Below are 17,086 nucleotides of genomic sequence, written 5' to 3'. Positions count from 1 at the left end.
GAGGACCGAACCGGTGCCTGTTGAAAAAGTCTCGGATGACTTGTGGCTAGGGGTGAAAGGCCAACCAAACTCGGAAATAGCTGGTTCTCCGCGAAAACTATTTAGGTAGTGCCTCGCGTGAATACTCCAGGGGGTAGAGCACTGGATGGGCTAGGGGGACTTACCGTCTTACCAAACCTAACCAAACTCCGAATACCTGGAAGTACTGCGCGGGAGACAGACGGCGGGTGCTAACGTCCGTCGTCGAGAGGGAAACAACCCTGACCTACAGCTAAGGCCCCCAAGTCGTGGCTAAGTGTGAAAGGATGTGAGAGTCCTAAAACAACCAGGAGGTTGGCTTAGAAGCAGCCATCCTTTAAAGAAAGCGTAACAGCTCACTGGTCTAGGATTCTTGCGCCGAAAATGTAACGGGGCTCAAGCCACGCGCCGAAGCTTAGGGTTCATCTTCGGATGAGCGGTAGCGGAGCGTTCCGTAAGCCTGCGAAGGAGGACCCGTGAGGGCCTCTGGAGGTATCGGAAGTGCGAATGCTGACATGAGTAACGACAAACAGTGTGAGAGACACTGTCGCCGAAAGTCCAAGGGTTCCTGCGTAAAGCTAATCTGCGCAGGGTTAGCCGGCCCCTAAGGCGAGGCCGAAAGGCGTAGTCGATGGGAATCAGGTGAATATTCCTGAGCCTGTGGGTAGTGACGAATTCCGTGTGTTGTCAGACGAATTGGTTCTGTTCTGGCAGCGAAGGGGTTCCAGGAAATAGCTCCCACATTAAGACCGTACCCGAAACCGACACAGGTGGACTGGTAGAGTATACCAAGGCGCTTGAGAGAACTATGCTGAAGGAACTCGGCAATTTACCTCCGTAACTTCGGGATAAGGAGGCCTTCCACTTGGGCAACCAGGTGGGAGGGGCACAGACCAGGGGGTGGCAACTGTTTAGCAAAAACACAGGACTCTGCGAAATCGCAAGATGACGTATAGGGTCTGACGCCTGCCCGGTGCCGGAAGGTTAAGAGGAGAGGTGCAAGCTTTGAATCGAAGCCCCGGTAAACGGCGGCCGTAACTATAACGGTCCTAAGGTAGCGAAATTCCTTGTCGGGTAAGTTCCGACCTGCACGAATGGCGTAATGACTTCCCCGCTGTCTCCAGCATAGACTCAGTGAAATTGAATTCCCCGTGAAGATGCGGGGTTCCTGCGGTCAGACGGAAAGACCCCGTGCACCTTTACTGCAACTTTGCACTGGCATTCGTGTCGGTATGTGTAGGATAGGTGGTAGACTTTGAAGCGAGGGCGCCAGCTCTCGTGGAGTCACCCTTGAAATACCACCCTTATAGATATGGATGTCTAACCGCGGCCCGTTATCCGGGTCCGGGACATTGCATGGTGGGCAGTTTGACTGGGGCGGTCGCCTCCCAAAGAGTAACGGAGGCGCGCGATGGTGGGCTCAGAGCGGTCGGAAATCGCTCGTCGAGTGCAATGGCATAAGCCCGCCTGACTGCGAGACTGACAAGTCGAGCAGAGACGAAAGTCGGCCATAGTGATCCGGTGGTCCCTCGTGGAAGGGCCATCGCTCAACGAATAAAAGGTACGCCGGGGATAACAGGCTGATGATGCCCAAGAGTCCATATCGACGGCATCGTTTGGCACCTCGATGTCGGCTCATCACATCCTGGGGCTGGAGCAGGTCCCAAGGGTTCGGCTGTTCGCCGATTAAAGTGGTACGTGAGCTGGGTTCAGAACGTCGTGAGACAGTTCGGTCCCTATCTGCCGTGGGTGTAGGAATATTGAGAGGATTTGTCCCTAGTACGAGAGGACCGGGATGAACGTACCTCTGGTGGAGCTGTTGTGGCGCCAGCCGCAGTGCAGCGTAGCTATGTACGGTCGGGATAACCGCTGAAAGCATCTAAGCGGGAAACCCACCTCAAAACGAGTATTCCCTTGAGAACCGTGGAAGACGACCACGTTGATAGGCCGGGTGTGTAAGTGTGGTGACACATTGAGCTTACCGGTACTAATCGTTCGATTGGCTTGATCGTTCTCATCCTCGATGTCCACGAAAGTGGCCGGGATGATAAAGACCAGAATTGCTTCGCATGAATGCTGTCTTTCGCCGGCCTGGTGGCCATTGCGAGGAGCCTGAACCCGATCCCATCCCGAACTCGGCCGTTAAACTCCTCAGCGCCGATGGTACTTCGTCCCAAGACGCGGGAGAGTAGGTCGCTGCCAGGCCTGCCAAGGACAGCATCGCTTCAAACACGATGAACGAAACAGAACGCCGCTCGAGGTTTCCCCTCGGGCGGCGTTTTCGTTTGGGCCCGGTTGACCGCGCCGCCGGCCCGATCATACTCCGGCCGTCTCGCTGCAGCGGCTGGCTGTGTGCTTGGCTTTGGAGCTCGACGCACCGCCGCCGATTCGCTCGCGTGGCCGTGACCTGTCCGCCGCCCCTGCTTTTTTTGTCCGTTCGCCGCGCCGATTCCCGCCCATGAGCGATGACATGCCCGAGGCCCGCCTGCCCACCGATGCGCCGCAGACCTTCGTTCTGGTGCACGGTGCCTGTCATGGCGGCTGGTGCTGGGCACGGGTCGCGCCGATCCTGGAGCGGGCCGGCCACAGGGTGCTGACGCCGACCTGCGGGGGCGTCGGCGAACGGTCGGGCGAGCTGACGCCGCAGACCGGTCTCGACAGCTTCATCGGCGACATCGCCGAGGTGCTTGTCGCGCAGGACGTCTCGAACGCCGTGCTGGTCGGTCATTCCTTCGGCGGCTGCATCATCTCCGGCGTCGCGGATCAGATGCCGGAGCGGCTGGCGCAGCTTATCTTCCTTGACGCCATGGTGGTCCAATCCGGCGAGGCGCCGATGAGCATCCTCGCCGGGGAGGTCGTCGAGGCGCGTCGCCGTGCCGCGGCGTTGAGTCCTGGCGGGCTTTGCATGCCGGCGCCGTCGGCGAGCGCATTCGCGGTGACCGATCCGGCGGACGCCGAATGGGTCGAGCGCCATCTCACACCGCATCCGATCAAGACCTATGAGGACAGGCTGGTGCTGCGGCATCCGCTCGGCAACGGCCTGCCGAAGACCTATGTCGCCTGCACCCGCCCGGAATTTTCTGCCACCGCGCCGGTGCGGCGCTGGGTGCGCGAACAGGCCGGGTGGAGCTGTCGCGAGATAGCGACCGGCCACGACGCGATGGTTCTGGCGCCGGCGCTGCTCGCCGATCTGTTCATGGCGATCGCCGCCGGCCGGATGTAGCGGGCCGCCGCCAAAAGGGGTGCCCAAGAAAAAGCCCCGCGCGGGAAGCGCGGGGCCAGGAACAGGACGACGTGCGATGCGCGCGTCCCGGGAGAACAGGCGAGGCGCGCGTCAGCTCGCCTTCTTGAACTTCTCGGCCTCTTCCGAGCCGCCTGTGGCGTTGCCCTTCGAATAGGAATGGGCGCCGGTGCCGGCGAGCGCGCCGCCCTGCACGATCAGATATTCGTCGCGGATCGGGCGACCCTCGAAGAAGCATTCCAGGATCTCGCGGGTGCCCGCCGCATAGCGCGCCTGCGCCGAGAGCGAGGTGCCGGAGATGTGCGGCGTCATGCCTTCCCATTTCATGGTGCGCCAGGGGTGATCCTTCGGCGCCGGCTGCGGGAACCACACGTCGCCGGCATAGCCGGCAAGCTGCCCGCTCTCGATCGCGCGCACGATCGCGTCGCGGTCGCACAGCTTGCCGCGCGCCGTGTTGACCAGATAGGCGCCGCGCTTGAACAGCTTCAGCGTCTCGTCATTGATCATGTGCTCGGTTTCGGGATGCAGCGGACAGTTCAGCGTGACCACGTCGCAATGCGGGTACATCTCCTCGCGGCTCTCATGCCAGGTGAGGTTCAGCTCCTTCTCGACCGCTTCCGGCAGGCGGTGGCGGTCGGTGTAATGCAGCTTCACGTCGAAGGGTGCGAGCCGGCGCAGCACGGCGAGGCCGATGCGCCCCGCCGCGACGGTGCCGACGCTCATTGCCTCCAGATCGTAGGAGTGCGCTACGCAGTCGGCTATGTTCCAGCCGCCCTTGCGTGCCCAGTCATGCGAGGGAATGTAGTTGCGCACCAGGCCGAGGATCATCATCACCACATGCTCGGCGACGCTGATCGAGTTGCAGTAGGTGACCTCGGCGACGGTGATATTACGATCGATAGCCGACTGAAGGTCGACGTGATCGGAGCCGATGCCGGCGGTGAGCGCGAGCTTCAGCTTCTTCGCCTTGGCGATGCGCTCGGGCGTGAGATAGGCCGGCCAGAAGGGCTGGGAGATGACCACGTCGGCATCGACGAGCTCGCGCTCGAACACCGAATCCGGGCCGTCCTTGTCGGAGGTCACGACGAAGGTGTGGCCGTTGGATTCGAGGTATTTGCGCAGGCCGAGCTCGCCAGAGACCGAGCCGAGCAGCTCGCCGGGGGTGAAGTCGATCGCCTTCGGCGTCGGCAGAGTCTGGCCGCTGGGGTAATGGTCGATCTTCGGCAGATCATCGCGTGCATAGGTCTTGGGGTAGCCGTCGACCGGATCGTCATAGAGCACGCACAGAATCTTCGCCATCTTGGCATCTCCTCTCATGGGACAGAGAAGGACCCGCCGGCCGCGTCGCCGCGGTCGGCCGTCAGAGCGTCTGGTCCGCATAGCCGCTGATGGCCGATCCCGCTGATCGGGAAGGGCCGACGGTATCCTCCGATCGGCGTGCCGTGACGGGGGTTGCTCTCCCGCTCGCCGCCGATGTTGTGACTGTGGGAACAGCGGGCGTTATGTTCAAATCGAAAGGGCGAAACAATCGATAGAGAGCGGTAATCGATTGGCGCTACTCAAGAAATATTCTCAAATAAGTGATCGAGGGCGAGATTGCGGGTCAGCTTGAACAGGGCGGCGGCGACCGGGCTCAGCGGGTCGCGCTCGCTTACCACCAGGCCGATCGGCTGGGTGTAGTCCGGCTCGACGAGCGGAATGCCGACGAGGTCGTCGCGCCCGAGGCCGCGCAGGCAGGCGAGCGGCACGATGCTGGCGCAGCCGCCGCGGCGCACGAAGGCCCAGATGCCGGTGAAGGAATTGGTCTCCACCACCGGCTGCGAGGCGATGCCGGCATTGTGCAGCACCTGGTCGAGGATGCGCCGGTTCTGCATGTCCTGGGTGAGCAGGCAGAGCGGCTCGGCCGCCGCCTCGACCCAGCCGATGGTGGCCCGGCGGGCGAGCTTGCCGTCCGAGCGGGTGACGAAGACATAGCGCTCGCGATAGAGATCAATGCGCCGCACATGGCTCAGCGGCTCGTTCTCGAGATAGGTGATGCCGGCGTCGAGATCGAGCTCGTCGAGCCCGCGCTGGATCGCCGCCGAGCTCATGGAGAGCATCTGCACCTTCACCTGCGGGTGGCGGGCGCGGAACGGGGCGAGCAGCAGCGGCGCCGCTGGCATGGTGGCGGGAATGACGCCGAGCCGCAGCGTGCCGGAGAGTGCGCCGCCGGTCTCTGCCCGCTCCTGCCGCAGGTTCTCATAATCGGCGGCGATCTGCCGGGCCCAGCCGAGCACGCGCTCGCCCTCGGTGGTGAAGCCGATGAAGCGATGTCCGCGCACCACGATCGGCACGCCGAGCTCCTGCTCCAGCTTGCGGATGCCGGCCGAGAGGGTGGGCTGCGAGACGTGGCAGGCCTCCGCCGCGCGGCCGAAATGCTTCTCGCGGGCGAGCGCGACGAGATAGTGCATCTGCCGGACGAACATGGCGGTCCTTCCCGTGGGGGCGCGCCCTTCTTAAGGTCGATCGTGGGCCGAGGCCATAGCCATGCCGGAAGCGTGCATGCGGCGAGAGCGGGTGCGGGGCCGAGCCGGGCAGGAACTGCCGGAGCTGCGCTCCGGCGCGCGAATTCGTTGCGGCCGGCGCCGGAAAGCGGGCATCGCCGGCCGAATGGCCGGTCGAAATTGCCACGCGATTTCCGCAGGTTGGGTGCCATGCGACGGCGCGATGACAATAAAATCGGCCGTGCCCCTTCCATTTGCCGGTCGGGATTGCTAGATACCCGGCGTCGCCGGACGACGTCGTCGTCCCAGGCCTCTGACGCGGGGTGGAGCAGCCCGGTAGCTCGTCAGGCTCATAACCTGAAGGCCGCAGGTTCAAATCCTGCCCCCGCAACCAAAGCAAGACCTTGCTATCCAAGGACTTTGCGAAGGCCGCCGCAAGGCGGCCTTTTGCATTTCAGGTCGCATGTCGCCACCGGGAAAGTTCGCTGAGCAACGGCAATGTGGGCTAGCGCCCATTGCCTCGGCGTCGTCGCGTCTATCGATGTCCGGCCTGGGGCCCACCGAGGAGCCGTCCGTCCTCGAAATGGACCACGCGGTCGAAAAGCTCCGTCGACCTCGGATCGTGCGTCACCACAACCACCGCGGCGCCCTGCGTCGTGGCGATGCGGCGGAAGAGCTCCATGACTTGCCGGCCCCGCACGCTGTCGAGCGCCGCGGTCGGCTCGTCCGCAAGTATCAGCGGCGGCCCGTTGGCGAGGGCCCTTGCCACGGCGACGCGCTGCTGTTCGCCGCCCGACAGGCGCGAGGGCAAATTGTCCGCGCGGTGGGCCAGATCGAGGGCGGAAAGCAGGCGGCGGGCGTGGGCAAGGGCGTCGGACGGCGCGATATCCGCGAGTTCGAGGCTGAGGGCGACATTCTCGGCGGCCGACAGGAAGGGAATGAGATTGGCCCGCTGGAACACGAAGCCGATCTGCCGGCGCCTGATCCCGCGAAGGGCATCGACGCTTGCCTGCGCATGGGAGACACGTTCGCCGCCCAGCCACACCTCGCCGGCGCTCGGTGGCTCCAGCAGCCCGGCGATCATGAGGAAGGTGCTCTTGCCGGAGCCGCTGGGGCCGAAGATCCCGACGAGCTCGCCCGGCATGATGTCGAGCGAGACGTCGTCGAGCGCGCGCACGAGCCCCGCGGGGCTGGCATAGTGCCGGGCGACCGAGCGCGCCGAGAGCACGGCCGGCGCTGTCACGACAGGACCTCGCGGGCGTTCACCCGGGAGGCGCGCACGATGCCGATCCAGGCCGCGCCGGCGCAAATGACCGCCAAGGCCAGGGCCAGCAGGGCGAGATCGGCCGGCAGCATCACCACGCGGCGGGGAAACAGCGAGAAGATGAGCCGTGACGAACCCAGCGCGAGGACGAAGCCGGCAATGCCGATCAGGCCGGCCTGCTGGCCGATCATGCCGGCGACGACGCTCTCGCGGGCACCGATGAGCTTGAGGAGCGCGATTTCGTGCAGCTTCTCGACCGTCAGCGTATAGATGATCAGCGAGACGACGATGCCGGTTATGAGCAGGATCAGGCCGGTGAAGGCGAGGATCTGCAGCCTCAGCTTCCACAGCCGCGCGTTCAGCATCAGGTCCCGCTGCTCGTCCGTCGTGAGCGCCCTGACATCGCCCCAGCGCTCGATGGCCCCCGCGACCTGATCCGGGTCGGCCGCCGGCTCCAGCCGGACGAGCACCGCCGCGATCTTGCTCTCCTGGGCCACGGAACTGCGATCCTGCTGCGCCACCGCATTGCCCTGCGCCGCGCGCGCGAGATGGATTTCCTCCGATGTCCGGCGCTGGGCGATGGCGGTCGCATCGTTGATGCCGACGAAGAAAAGTCCGTCACCGGCCGAATCCACCATGTGCCGGGTCATGCCGACGACCGTGTAGACGTCGTGCGCGAGCTGGACCCGATCGCCGACGGCGAGGCCCGTGCTTTCATCGACGACCGCTTCATAGCGGCTCGCATTCAGCCAGCGCCCGGCGACGAGCGACAGCCATCTCCCGTCGTCACGCGGTGCGTCGATGCCGGTTATGGTGGCACGCCGGGACGAGCCGGCGAAGACGAATTGCTGGCTGAACTGGGTGAAGCGCCGTACATCGGCAACGCCCGGGACGCCCTCCACGCGCCGGTCCATATCGGGCGCGACCGCCGAGCCCTCGGCGAAGGGGCCGGCCCGCTCGCCCTGGACGACCCAGAGATCCGCGTCGACGCCGTCGATGATCAGCAGCGCATCCTCGACGACGCCGCGATAGAGACCGGTCATGCCGATCACCGCGGTCATCAGCAGCGCGACGCCGAACGCGGTGAGCGTAAAGCGCGCCGGCGCGTGAAGCGCGTCCTTCAGCGCGAGGTTCATGCCGCAGCTCCGCCGGCAAGACGCACGCGCATGAAGGGGTAGATGCCCGACGGCGCCAGTACCGCATCGCCGGGGGTCAGGCCCTGCGTGACCTCGACACGTTCCCTGCCGGCGGCGCCGAGCGTGACGGACCGCCAACGCGCCCGTCCGCCGTCCATCACCCAGATCCCCGGCACGCCGTCGCGGCGCGCGAGGTAGGATTGCGGAACGCTCAGCACGTCGTCGCGTTCGCTCACCGTGACCCGGGCCGTCCCGCGCTGGCCGATCGCCCAGTTCTCCGGCAAGCGTTCCAGAGCGATGTCGAGCTCGAATTCGCGCGTCTCGACGTCGACCTCCCGACCGAGGCGCAGCACGTGGCCGGCTATCGCGTGCTCCGTCCTGCCGAAGGTCACGCTTGCGCGCTGTCCCGGTCGGATCGCGCTGATGGCGCTTTCGTCGAGGCGGGCGGTCAGCACCAGACTTGCCGGATCGACGATACGCAGCACCGTCTCTCCCGGCGTCAGCATGTCGCCGAGCTGATGGTCGCGCGAAACCACGATGCCCGAGATGGGCGCGCGCAGCACGCTGTCGTCGAGCTGCGCGCGCGCGACCGCGATACGGGCGCGGGCCGCGTCGCGTTCCGCCTCGGCCTGTTCGATGGCGCGACTGGTGCGCACCAGATCCGCCTCCGACTGGCGGAACGCCGCCAGCGCATCGTCGAGGGCCGCCTGGCTTGCCACGCCCCTGGCCGACAAGGCGACCTGCCGCTCGTGCGTCGCCCGCGCCTTGTCGAGCGCCGCCGATGCACGCTCGCGCTCGGCCGAGGCCGCATTGACCGCACGCTCGGAGGCATGCGCGGTCGCCTCCGCCGCAGCGAGATTACCTGTGAGATCGTCGACGGACAGCCGCGCGAGCACGTCGCCCCGTCGTACCCGATCGTTGCGGTCGACGGCGAGCGCGTCGATGCGGGCCTGGATGCGGCTGCCGACCGCGGCCTCCGACAAGGCCGTCAACGTCCCCGACGCGCCGAGCTCGACGACGAGCCCGCCGGGCCGCAGCACTTCCCCTTGCACGGTGTGCGGATACAGGTAGCGCGCCGCCAGGAAGGCGGCGGCCATCCCCGCAAGCGCCAGCACCGCAAGGCGCAGGCGCTTGCGGGACCGCGGGCGAGCGGGTGGAGGCGCAAGCGGCAGCAACTGATCGATTTTCGACTGAACGTTCATCGCGGCCGCCGGCCATCCCGATCATTGCGACTGCGCTGCCCTGGCCGCGCCCAGGGCGTCCTTGCAGGGCTGGGAAACCTTGTCCGGATTGGCCTGCAGGCACTGGAGAAGGCGTCCGCCACCCGGCTGCACGCCCGCGCAGAGGGCGCGGGTGTCGGCTTCGCACGCGGTCCGCAGGGCCTGCATCTGGGCGCGTGAGAGATTCTGGGCGAAGGCGGTCCCGGTGGCTCCCGCGAAGGCGAGCACGAGGGCGGCGCGCAGGATGAGAGGATGCTTCATAGGCTGGGTTCCATTGAGTGAGTGAGGATCCTGCCGTGGAACCCGCCGCCGGGGGGCGGGATTGGCGGGCTCCACGGCGTCGGCAGGTCAGTCCCTGCAGAACCGCCGCAAGGAGTGCGGTCTTCGGCGGCTCGCGAGAGAGCATGGCTGACCGGAATTGCGCCGGCATCTCCGCAACGCGGCAGTTCATTTCAATTTGTTTCATCGGCCACGGCATCGCTTGCTCGGCTGCCGCGGCCCTGCCATTGCTGCGCCATGACCACAGAACGACTGCTTCTGGTCGAGGACGATCGCGATATACGCGGTCTGCTCGTCGATTTTCTGGGCGCCGAGGGTTACAGCGTCGAGGCGGTCGCGAGCGGCGCGATGATGGACCGCGCGCTGATCCGCGGCATGCCGGATCTCGTCATTCTCGACATCATGCTGCCGGGCGAGAACGGGCTGTCGATCTGTCGACGGCTGCGGGCGAGAAGCCGCGTGCCCATTCTCATGCTCACCGCCAAGCATGGCGATATCGACCGCATCGTCGGACTGGAGATCGGTGCGGACGACTATCTCGGCAAGCCGTTCAACCCGCGCGAATTGCTGGCGCGCATCCGTGCCCTGCTGCGGCGCTCGAGCGGGGCTCTGTCGACGGACGTCCCCGAGCGAAGGCGCCGGCGCTTCGCCGGCCTCGTGGCGGATCTCGACGCGCGCTTCGTCGAGGACGGCAACGGGCAGCGCGTGAACCTGACCACGGCCGAGTTCGACCTGCTGACCTGCTTCCTCGAGCGTCCGGGCCGCGTGCTGTCGCGCGACCAGCTTCTCGAGCGCATGCACGGACGCCCTGGCGACCCCTTCGATCGCACCGTCGACGTCACCATTTCGCGGCTGCGCGCCAAGCTGGCGCAGCGCCTCCTCGCCAGCGAGCAGCCGATCACCACCGTCCGCAATGTCGGCTACCTGTTCTCGGCCGACGTTCGCGAGGCGTGAGCGATGAGGACCGGCGGCGCCCGTCTCGGCCTGCTCGCGCGCATCGTTCTCATTGTCGCGCTCGCACTGTTCGCGATCCAACTACTGGCCTTGGCCATCTTCTTCGGCTCTCCGAACGGGCGGGGGGAATTCGGCGTGTCCTCGCCCTCGCTGCCAAGGCAGGTCGCCTCGCTCGTGCGCCTGGTCGACGAGGTGCCCCCGGAACTGCGGCCGGACATTCTCGAGGCCTTCACCGAGACCGGACGTACCGTATCGGTCATTCCCGCGCTGCCGGCCGACAATTCGCGAGCCGGGGGCTTCCTGCGAATAGAGCAGGCGATCCGCGCGGCGCTGGCCTCTCGCGGCGCCCCCGAGCGCGACGTCCGGGTGCGGCTGGGCGAGAGCAACGGAAACGACCGCGAGGACACGCTCAACGTCTATGTCCGCCTCGCCTCCGGCGCCTATCTCTGGCTGGACGCCAAGGACCGCGTGACGGTGCGGCTTCTGGGGATTCCGATCGGCTTCCTGGCAGGGCTGTTCGGCGTCCTGGTCGCCGTCGCGGCGCTTGTCGCGGTCGCGCGCGAAATGAAGCCCATCACCCATCTTGCCCGCGAGCTCGACCGCGTCGGCGAGCAGATCGACCCTGTCGCCATACCCGAGCGCGGCGCGCCCGAGCTGCGTCGTCTCATCCGCGCCGTGAACGCGATGCAGGAGCGGATCGCCACTCTGGTCCGGAACCGCACATTGACGCTGGGCGCGATTTCCCACGACCTGCGGACCTATCTCACACGGTTGCGGCTGCGCGTCGAAATGTTGCCCGAAAGCCGGCATCGCGCCGGCGCCATCGCCGATGTCGAGGCGATGCAGGAGCTCGTCGAGGACACGCTCGACTTCGCGCAGGACGCCTTCTTCCATGCCGAGCCCGCGCTTTCCGATCTTCCGGCCATCCTGCAGCGCTACCGGGAGGGCCATGGCGACACCGAGCGCATCCACCTTGAACTGCCGGACGCTCCGGTTCGCGTGGCGATCGGAGAGCATGCCCTGCAACGCGTGTGCGCCAATCTCCTCGACAACGCGCTGCACTATGGCGAGCGGGCTTTCGTGAGACTGGAGGATGCGCCGGGGCGCACGATCCTGCTGGTGGAGGACGAAGGCCCCGGCATCCCCTCCGACGAGCGCGGTCGGGTGTTCGAGCCCTTCTACCGGCTCGACCCGTCGCGCAACCGCGAGCATGGCGGCACCGGCCTCGGCCTCACCATCGTCAAGCGCATTGTCGAGCGCCACGGCGGCACCGTCGAGCTGAGCGAGGGCCTGCATGGCGGGCTTGCCGTCCGCGTCAGTCTCCTGCTTGCCGGCCCGAGCGCCTGACACAAATCGACATCCTGCCGTGCGGCCGACGAGACCTTGGGCCGCCATCCTTGGCGCATCCTCAACGGCAAGGGATCAAGGCCATGAGAAGCGTTCCTGTAAAAGTCATTGCCGGCGCGGCGCTCGTCGCCACGCTGGCGGCCGCCGCGGTGCCGGTCCTCGGCATCGTCAGAAGCGATGCGGCGCCGCTCGCGAGCGGTGCCGAGCATGCGGACCTCTGGTCCTGCGAGGCTCCGCCGGTCGAGGCGGGAGCCGGCCCGATGCTCGATCCGGCTGCGGCGCGCTTCGTCGCGGGCGCCCTGTTGTCGGTCCAGGAAACCATGCTCGGTATCCGCCCAGACCAGATGGAAGCCTGGCGCGGCTACACCGGCGCGCTGATCGCCTTCCTCCCCTCCGGCGAGCGGCTCGCGCGCTGGACGGATCGGGAGAAGCGGGAGGCGGCCGAAGCGTTCGACCTCGTGCAGGACATCGTCGCGGCGGCCACCGAGCGTGCGGAGAAGGCGCAGCACCTTCAGCAGGCCGTCTCGAAGCTCAAGGCGGTGCTGTCGCCGGAGCAGATGAAGGCAGCCAGACAGATGCAGCAGAAGCTGGTGGAGCGGGTCATCCGCTTCGTGGAATGGCGCCGCGGCGAGCCTCTTCAGGCCCCGCTCTGATCTTGCGGGCGACGTATGGACGATGAAGGCCGGGAGCCTGCTCCCGGCCTTCATGCCGTCGCTCGCGATGTCGAGGGAAGCCTTCGCGGGACCTTACCAGCGCTGGAAGCTGCGCGAGCCGCTATAGGTCGCGCCACCCGGGCCGACCGCGTTCCGGTTCGCCGTGCAGCCCTGGCCGGCCGTGCAGCTACGCGTGCGTGTGGCGCTGCCGCCATAAGGCCCCGTCGTATCGCGTGTGGCGGTGCAGGTGCCGTCCGAGCAGGTGCGGGTCTGCGATGTCGAGCCACCATAGACACCGCTCGTGCTGCGGGTCGCGGTGCAGGTGCCGTTGGCGCAGTTGACGTCGCGGCTATGCGAGGTGACGCGCGGCGGCGGGTAGGGACCATAGGCGGGCGGAGGCGGATAGGCCGCCCAGGTGCCATACCAGGGATAGGCCGCGTAGTAGCGATTCCAGTAGGCCTGGTTGAAAGGAACCACGACCACGCCGACCGATGGGGCGATGGGGGCTGCGAGCACCACCGGCGCGCCTCGGTAGACGACCTGGATGTAGCTCGCGGCGACCCATCCGCGATGGGGTCCGAAGCCGATATCACACCATGTGTAGCCGCTGACGCAGCCAAAGGTCGTGATGGCGGCGCCCGTCGGCACGACGGTGACGACGGGATAGGCGGTGGAGGGGCCCGCGCGCAGATTGACATTGGCAACGGCGACGGACGCCGTGGCGGCCCCCGCGGCTGATGTTCCAGCAAGGATGAGCGCGCCGGCCACTAGAAGCTTCTTCAGCATGGAGCATACTCGTGGTGAAGCCGCGTGGAGCGGCAGATGATTGCACCTGCCTTTCCTGCCGCATCCGTGTCGCGCCGATATCTCGGCCATGTTTCATTTCGTGACAGGCCGCTCCGGCCGGGACATGGCGGCCTTGCCGGGCACTCAGGCTCGCTCGCCCTGAAGCGCACGACCGCTCCGCGCGGTGAAGGAGAGGTGATCGCGCCAGTGCGGCACCTGACTGAGATCTGGGCCCTCACAGCACCGGGCCGAGCATGGCGATGGTATTGTTCCATAGCTGGCGCCACCGGCCATAGGCCTCGATCTGCGCCGTCGTCACCATCGTGGCCGCGCCGAGAAAGGCCTGCTGCCGCGCCCGCATGGTCCGGGTGAAGGCCTCGTCGTGCAGAAGGATGTTGTTCTCCGCATTCAGCTCGAAGCTGCGCCGGTCGATGTTGGCTGAACCCATCAGGGTGATCTCGCCGTCGACGGTGAGCGTCTTGGCGTGCAGCAGCCCGCCGACATATTCGCGGATCTCGACGCCCGCCTCCAGCAGGTCGCGGTAGTAGCTGCGGCTCGCCGCCGCCACCACCCAGGAATCGTTCCGCTTGGGGAAGACGATGGTGGTCGCGACCCCGCGCCGGGCGCTGGCGCAAAGCGCCGCCTGGATCGGCTCGTCCGGCACGTAATAGGGCGTGGTGATCACCAGCTCGTTCCGTGCGGCGTTCATCAGCGTGACGAAGGTCTCCGGCATTGCCGAATAGCGCACGCCCGCTCCCGAGCCGATCACCTGCGCCACGAACCCCGTCCCGGGCGCCGGCAGCGGCTCGGCGAAGAGATGGCCGAGGTCCTCGTCGGACTGCGCCATCCAGTTGCTGGCGAACAGGTGCTGGTTCTGCCGCACCACCGGGCCCTCGAACCGCGCCAGGACGTCGACCCAGGGCGCGAACTTCGCCTTCACCGCGAAGGCGGCATCGGCGCAGTTCTGACTCCCGCAATAGGTGATGGCGTTGTCGATCACCACGATCTTGCGGTGGTTGCGCATGTCGATCCGGCCCTTGAACGGGCGCAGCAGCGGATTGCCGATCGGCAGCGCGGCGACGAGCCTGACCCCATGCGAGGCCATGTCGTGCCAATGCGGGGAGCGGATCAGCGCCCGCGAGCCGAGATCGTCCGCGACGGCCCGGCAAACGACGCCGCGCCCCGCCGCGCGCTTCAACGCCTCGACGACCTTCAGCCCGCTCTCGTCCGCCAGCCAGATGTAGAACAGCACATGGACGCTCTCGCGCGCGGCATCGATGTCCGCGACCATGGCCGATATGGCGGCGGCGGAATCGGGCAGCAGCGTCGCCCGGTTGCCGGCCACCGGCACATAGCCGTTGATCGACTGGCCGACCCGGAACAGCGGCACCAGACGCTCGGGGATGCTCTCCTCCGCCGAGGCGCCGGCCACCGTTCCCGCCGGCGGCAGCACGTCGAAGGCGGCGCGCAGCCTCTGGATGCGCCGGCGGCCGAGATTGACCTCGCCGAACAGAATATAGGCGAGAACGCCGACCACGGGGGCGAGCGCGATCACCAGCACCCAGGCGAAGCGCGAGGCGGGTTCGCGGTGGGGGCGCAGCAGCGCTCGCACGATGAAGACGAGTTGGGCGACCGCCTGGGTAGCAAACAGGAACCAGGCGAGAACGGCGGAATCGTGCATGCGGCGACGGGGGAGAAGTGAGCGACGTCTATCGCATTATCACGATCGGCGGCGGTTTGAGACCGCCCGGTGCGCTCATTTGCCTCCGGTATTGGCGACGTAGCTCGTCAGCACGTCCATGACGATGGCCTTTCGCTTCTCCAGCCAGTTCGGATCGGCGAAATCGTGCTGGAACATGCTGCTCAGCGTGTAGCGGTTGGAGACGTGGATGAAGCACAGGCCGAGGATCGACACGTAGAGGTTCTCGGCGTCGATCTCCTTGTGGAAGACCTTCTCCTTCTGGCCGCGCGCCAGGATGGTGCGCAGCGAATCGAGCAGCGGGCGCGTCATGTGGGGGATGGTGGCCGAGCGCTGCGCCGTCCGGCCCATCATCAGGTTCTCGTTCATGATGAGCCGCACGAAATGCGGATCGGTGCTGAGGAAGTCGAAGGTCAGCTCGACCAGCGACTTCAGCGCCAGCATCGGGTCGGCATCGATGACGAGCGTCTGTTCGCGGTCGCGGATGATCTTGTACGAGGCTTCCAGCGCGGCGAGATACAGATCGTCCTTGTTGCCGAAATAATGGTAGATCATGCCGACATTGGCATCGGCGGCGGCGGAGATGCGCTCGATGCGGCTGCCGCTGTAGCCGTGCTCGGCGAATTCCGCCATGGCTACCTCGAGGATGCGCTGGCGCGTGGCAACGGCGTTGCGCTTGCCCGCGGTGCGGCGGGGCGGCCTCTCCGGCGCGGGCGCGGCGGCGCCACCAGTTCCGGCTTGCTCGTCCTCGGGCATCGCGGCCCCGGATTTCGTCGATGTCATCGTGTGTCCGGCGCAGTCGGCAGGTCGGAGACGGCTTTCGCCGCGAAATCCAGCAGATCCATATCCTTGCCGCGTCGCGCCATGATCGACAATCCTACCGGCGCGCCATCCACCGTCCCGATGGGAAGGGTAAGCTGCGGCAGGCCGCCCAGCCCGGCCGGGCACAGCAGCCGCATGGCGCGCTGGCGGTGCGCGTTCTCGATCTCGGCGGGCGCGGTGGCGCGCGAGGGCGCCAGCCCCGGCGTGGTCGGCAGGCAGACCAGCGCGTCGCCGATGGTCTCGGCCAGCTCCCCGGCGATCGCGTCGGCACGTTGCCGGGCGGCCTCCGCTTCGCCACGCTTGACCTGCTCGGCGGCGGCGAGGCGCTGGCCCACGCCGTCGCCGAAGCTCGGCCGCACCCGGTTGATCCAGCCGCCAAGCGACTGCCAGATCTCCCATGCCTGCAGGGTGCGGAACGTGTCGAGCCACCGGTCGAGCCCGATCGGGCTCAGGCGGAACGGCGAGGGCGGGCCGGCCAGACGGCCGCCGAGCCGCTCCACGGCCTCGTCCAGCAGCGGGCGCACGAGCGGGTCGCACTGGTCGAACGCATCGGTCGCGATCAGCAGGCGGTCGAAGACCTGCGACTGCGACGCGCCGAGCAGCACCTCGCCCACGCGCTTCAGCAGGACGGCGTCACGGGCGAACCAGCCGACCGTGTCGAAGCGCGGCGCGAAGCGGGAGACGCCGGTGAGCGGGATGCGGCCATGCGTCGGGCGGAAGCCGAAAAGCCCGCAATAGGCGGCCGGGACGCGTACCGAGCCGCCGCAATCCGTGCCGATGGCGAAATCCACCAGCCCGGCGGCGACCGCCACGGCCGAGCCGCTGGAGGAGCCTCCCGGCAACCGCTCCGGCGATACCGGATTGGTCGGCATGCCGTAGTGGAAGTTCTCGCCCGAAAGCGAGTAGCACAGCTCGTCGCTGAGCGTGCGGCCGCGCAGGTCGGCGCCGGCGGAAAGCAGGCGCGTCACCGCCTCCGCGGTCGAGACTGCCAGCGGATGCGTGGCGAGCCAGGCGGGATGGCCGAAGCCGGTGCGGCTGCCGGCGACGTCGAAGACGTCCTTTATCGCGAAGGACAGTCCCGCGAGCGGACCACTCCCCGTCGAGGGGAGGCCGACATGGTTCTCGTGGCAGAAGGCGCCGAAGGCGTCGGCGGGCGGCCGGTCGTAAGCGTCTGCACGTTGCAT

At 66.9% G+C, this 17,086-nt stretch carries 14 protein-coding genes, 1 tRNA gene and 2 rRNA genes (1 of these 17 running past the window's edge); 7 read left to right on the top strand and 10 right to left on the bottom strand.

Annotated elements, in window-relative coordinates; genetic code table 11:
• The 3 genes from U742_RS0115420 to U742_RS0115410 all read left to right on the top strand — a co-directional run.
• A 23S ribosomal RNA gene (locus U742_RS0115420) occupies window positions 1-2,030 on the top strand; it begins 788 nt to the left of the window's first position.
• Between the two features lie 78 nt (window positions 2,031-2,108).
• Window positions 2,109-2,223 (top strand): 5S ribosomal RNA (gene rrf / locus U742_RS0115415).
• Between the two features lie 253 nt (window positions 2,224-2,476).
• The gene (locus U742_RS0115410) at window positions 2,477-3,241 is read left to right on the top strand and encodes an alpha/beta hydrolase (protein ID WP_248310383.1); all 765 of its coding nucleotides are present in this window, start codon (window positions 2,477-2,479) and stop codon (window positions 3,239-3,241) included.
• A 111-nt stretch (window positions 3,242-3,352) separates the two neighbouring features.
• On the opposite strand, the gene U742_RS0115405 is transcribed toward U742_RS0115410, so the two are convergent.
• Complete coding sequence (locus U742_RS0115405; RefSeq protein ID WP_029354581.1) at window positions 3,353-4,558, bottom strand: NAD-dependent formate dehydrogenase; 1,206 nt, start codon at window positions 4,556-4,558, stop codon at window positions 3,353-3,355.
• A gap of 260 nt (window positions 4,559-4,818) precedes the next feature.
• Window positions 4,819-5,724 (bottom strand): LysR family transcriptional regulator, encoded by a 906-nt coding sequence (locus U742_RS0115400; protein WP_029354578.1) that lies wholly within the window; start codon window positions 5,722-5,724, stop codon window positions 4,819-4,821.
• 335 nt (window positions 5,725-6,059) lie between these two features.
• On the opposite strand from U742_RS0115400, the gene U742_RS0115395 reads away from it, so the two are divergent.
• Window positions 6,060-6,136, top strand: a tRNA-Met gene (locus tag U742_RS0115395).
• 141 nt (window positions 6,137-6,277) lie between these two features.
• On the opposite strand, the gene U742_RS0115390 is transcribed toward U742_RS0115395, so the two are convergent.
• The 4 genes from U742_RS0115390 to U742_RS0115375 all read right to left on the bottom strand — a co-directional run bounded on the left by U742_RS0115390 (window position 6,278) and on the right by U742_RS0115375 (window position 9,623).
• Entirely contained in the window at window positions 6,278-6,919 is a 642-nt protein-coding gene (locus U742_RS0115390; protein ID WP_248310382.1) for an ABC transporter ATP-binding protein, read from the bottom strand.
• A gap of 62 nt (window positions 6,920-6,981) precedes the next feature.
• Window positions 6,982-8,142 carry an ABC transporter permease gene (locus tag U742_RS0115385; RefSeq protein ID WP_029354573.1) on the bottom strand — a complete coding sequence of 387 codons (1,161 nt, stop codon included), beginning with the start codon at window positions 8,140-8,142 and terminating at the stop codon, window positions 6,982-6,984.
• Window positions 8,139-9,344, bottom strand: coding sequence for an efflux RND transporter periplasmic adaptor subunit (locus U742_RS0115380; RefSeq protein ID WP_081853032.1), 1,206 nt, complete (start codon window positions 9,342-9,344; stop codon window positions 8,139-8,141). The genes U742_RS0115385 and U742_RS0115380 overlap by 4 nt, the downstream gene beginning before the upstream one ends.
• 21 nt (window positions 9,345-9,365) lie before the next feature.
• Window positions 9,366-9,623 (bottom strand): cysteine rich repeat-containing protein, encoded by a 258-nt coding sequence (locus U742_RS0115375; protein ID WP_029354570.1) that lies wholly within the window; start codon window positions 9,621-9,623, stop codon window positions 9,366-9,368.
• 255 nt (window positions 9,624-9,878) lie between these two features.
• On the opposite strand from U742_RS0115375, the gene U742_RS0115370 reads away from it, so the two are divergent.
• From U742_RS0115370 to U742_RS0115360, 3 genes are all read left to right on the top strand, one after another.
• The gene (locus U742_RS0115370; protein ID WP_029354568.1) at window positions 9,879-10,595 is read left to right on the top strand and encodes a response regulator; all 717 of its coding nucleotides are present in this window, start codon (window positions 9,879-9,881) and stop codon (window positions 10,593-10,595) included.
• 3 nt (window positions 10,596-10,598) lie between these two features.
• A complete protein-coding gene (locus tag U742_RS0115365; protein ID WP_029354566.1) occupies window positions 10,599-11,942 on the top strand; it encodes an ATP-binding protein in 1,344 nt (447 codons plus the stop codon).
• A gap of 83 nt (window positions 11,943-12,025) precedes the next feature.
• The gene (locus U742_RS0115360; protein WP_029354564.1) at window positions 12,026-12,595 is read left to right on the top strand and encodes a hypothetical protein; all 570 of its coding nucleotides are present in this window, start codon (window positions 12,026-12,028) and stop codon (window positions 12,593-12,595) included.
• Between the two features lie 93 nt (window positions 12,596-12,688).
• Here U742_RS0115360 and U742_RS0115355 read toward each other — a convergent pair whose 3' ends face one another.
• From U742_RS0115355 to U742_RS0115340, 4 genes are all read right to left on the bottom strand, one after another.
• The gene (locus U742_RS0115355) at window positions 12,689-13,381 is read right to left on the bottom strand and encodes an SH3 domain-containing protein (protein ID WP_029354562.1); all 693 of its coding nucleotides are present in this window, start codon (window positions 13,379-13,381) and stop codon (window positions 12,689-12,691) included.
• A gap of 235 nt (window positions 13,382-13,616) precedes the next feature.
• A complete protein-coding gene (cls, locus tag U742_RS0115350) occupies window positions 13,617-15,062 on the bottom strand; it encodes a cardiolipin synthase (protein ID WP_029354560.1) in 1,446 nt (481 codons plus the stop codon).
• A gap of 75 nt (window positions 15,063-15,137) precedes the next feature.
• Entirely contained in the window at window positions 15,138-15,836 is a 699-nt protein-coding gene (locus U742_RS0115345) for a TetR/AcrR family transcriptional regulator (RefSeq protein ID WP_156034255.1), read from the bottom strand.
• A gap of 23 nt (window positions 15,837-15,859) precedes the next feature.
• Window positions 15,860-17,086 carry an amidase gene (locus U742_RS0115340; protein WP_029354555.1) on the bottom strand — a complete coding sequence of 409 codons (1,227 nt, stop codon included), beginning with the start codon at window positions 17,084-17,086 and terminating at the stop codon, window positions 15,860-15,862.

Source organism: Allobosea sp. 117 (assembly GCF_000702305.1).
In the GTDB taxonomy this organism is placed as follows: domain Bacteria; phylum Pseudomonadota; class Alphaproteobacteria; order Rhizobiales; family Xanthobacteraceae; genus Ancylobacter.
This window is presented reverse-complemented; position numbering and strand designations above follow the sequence as displayed.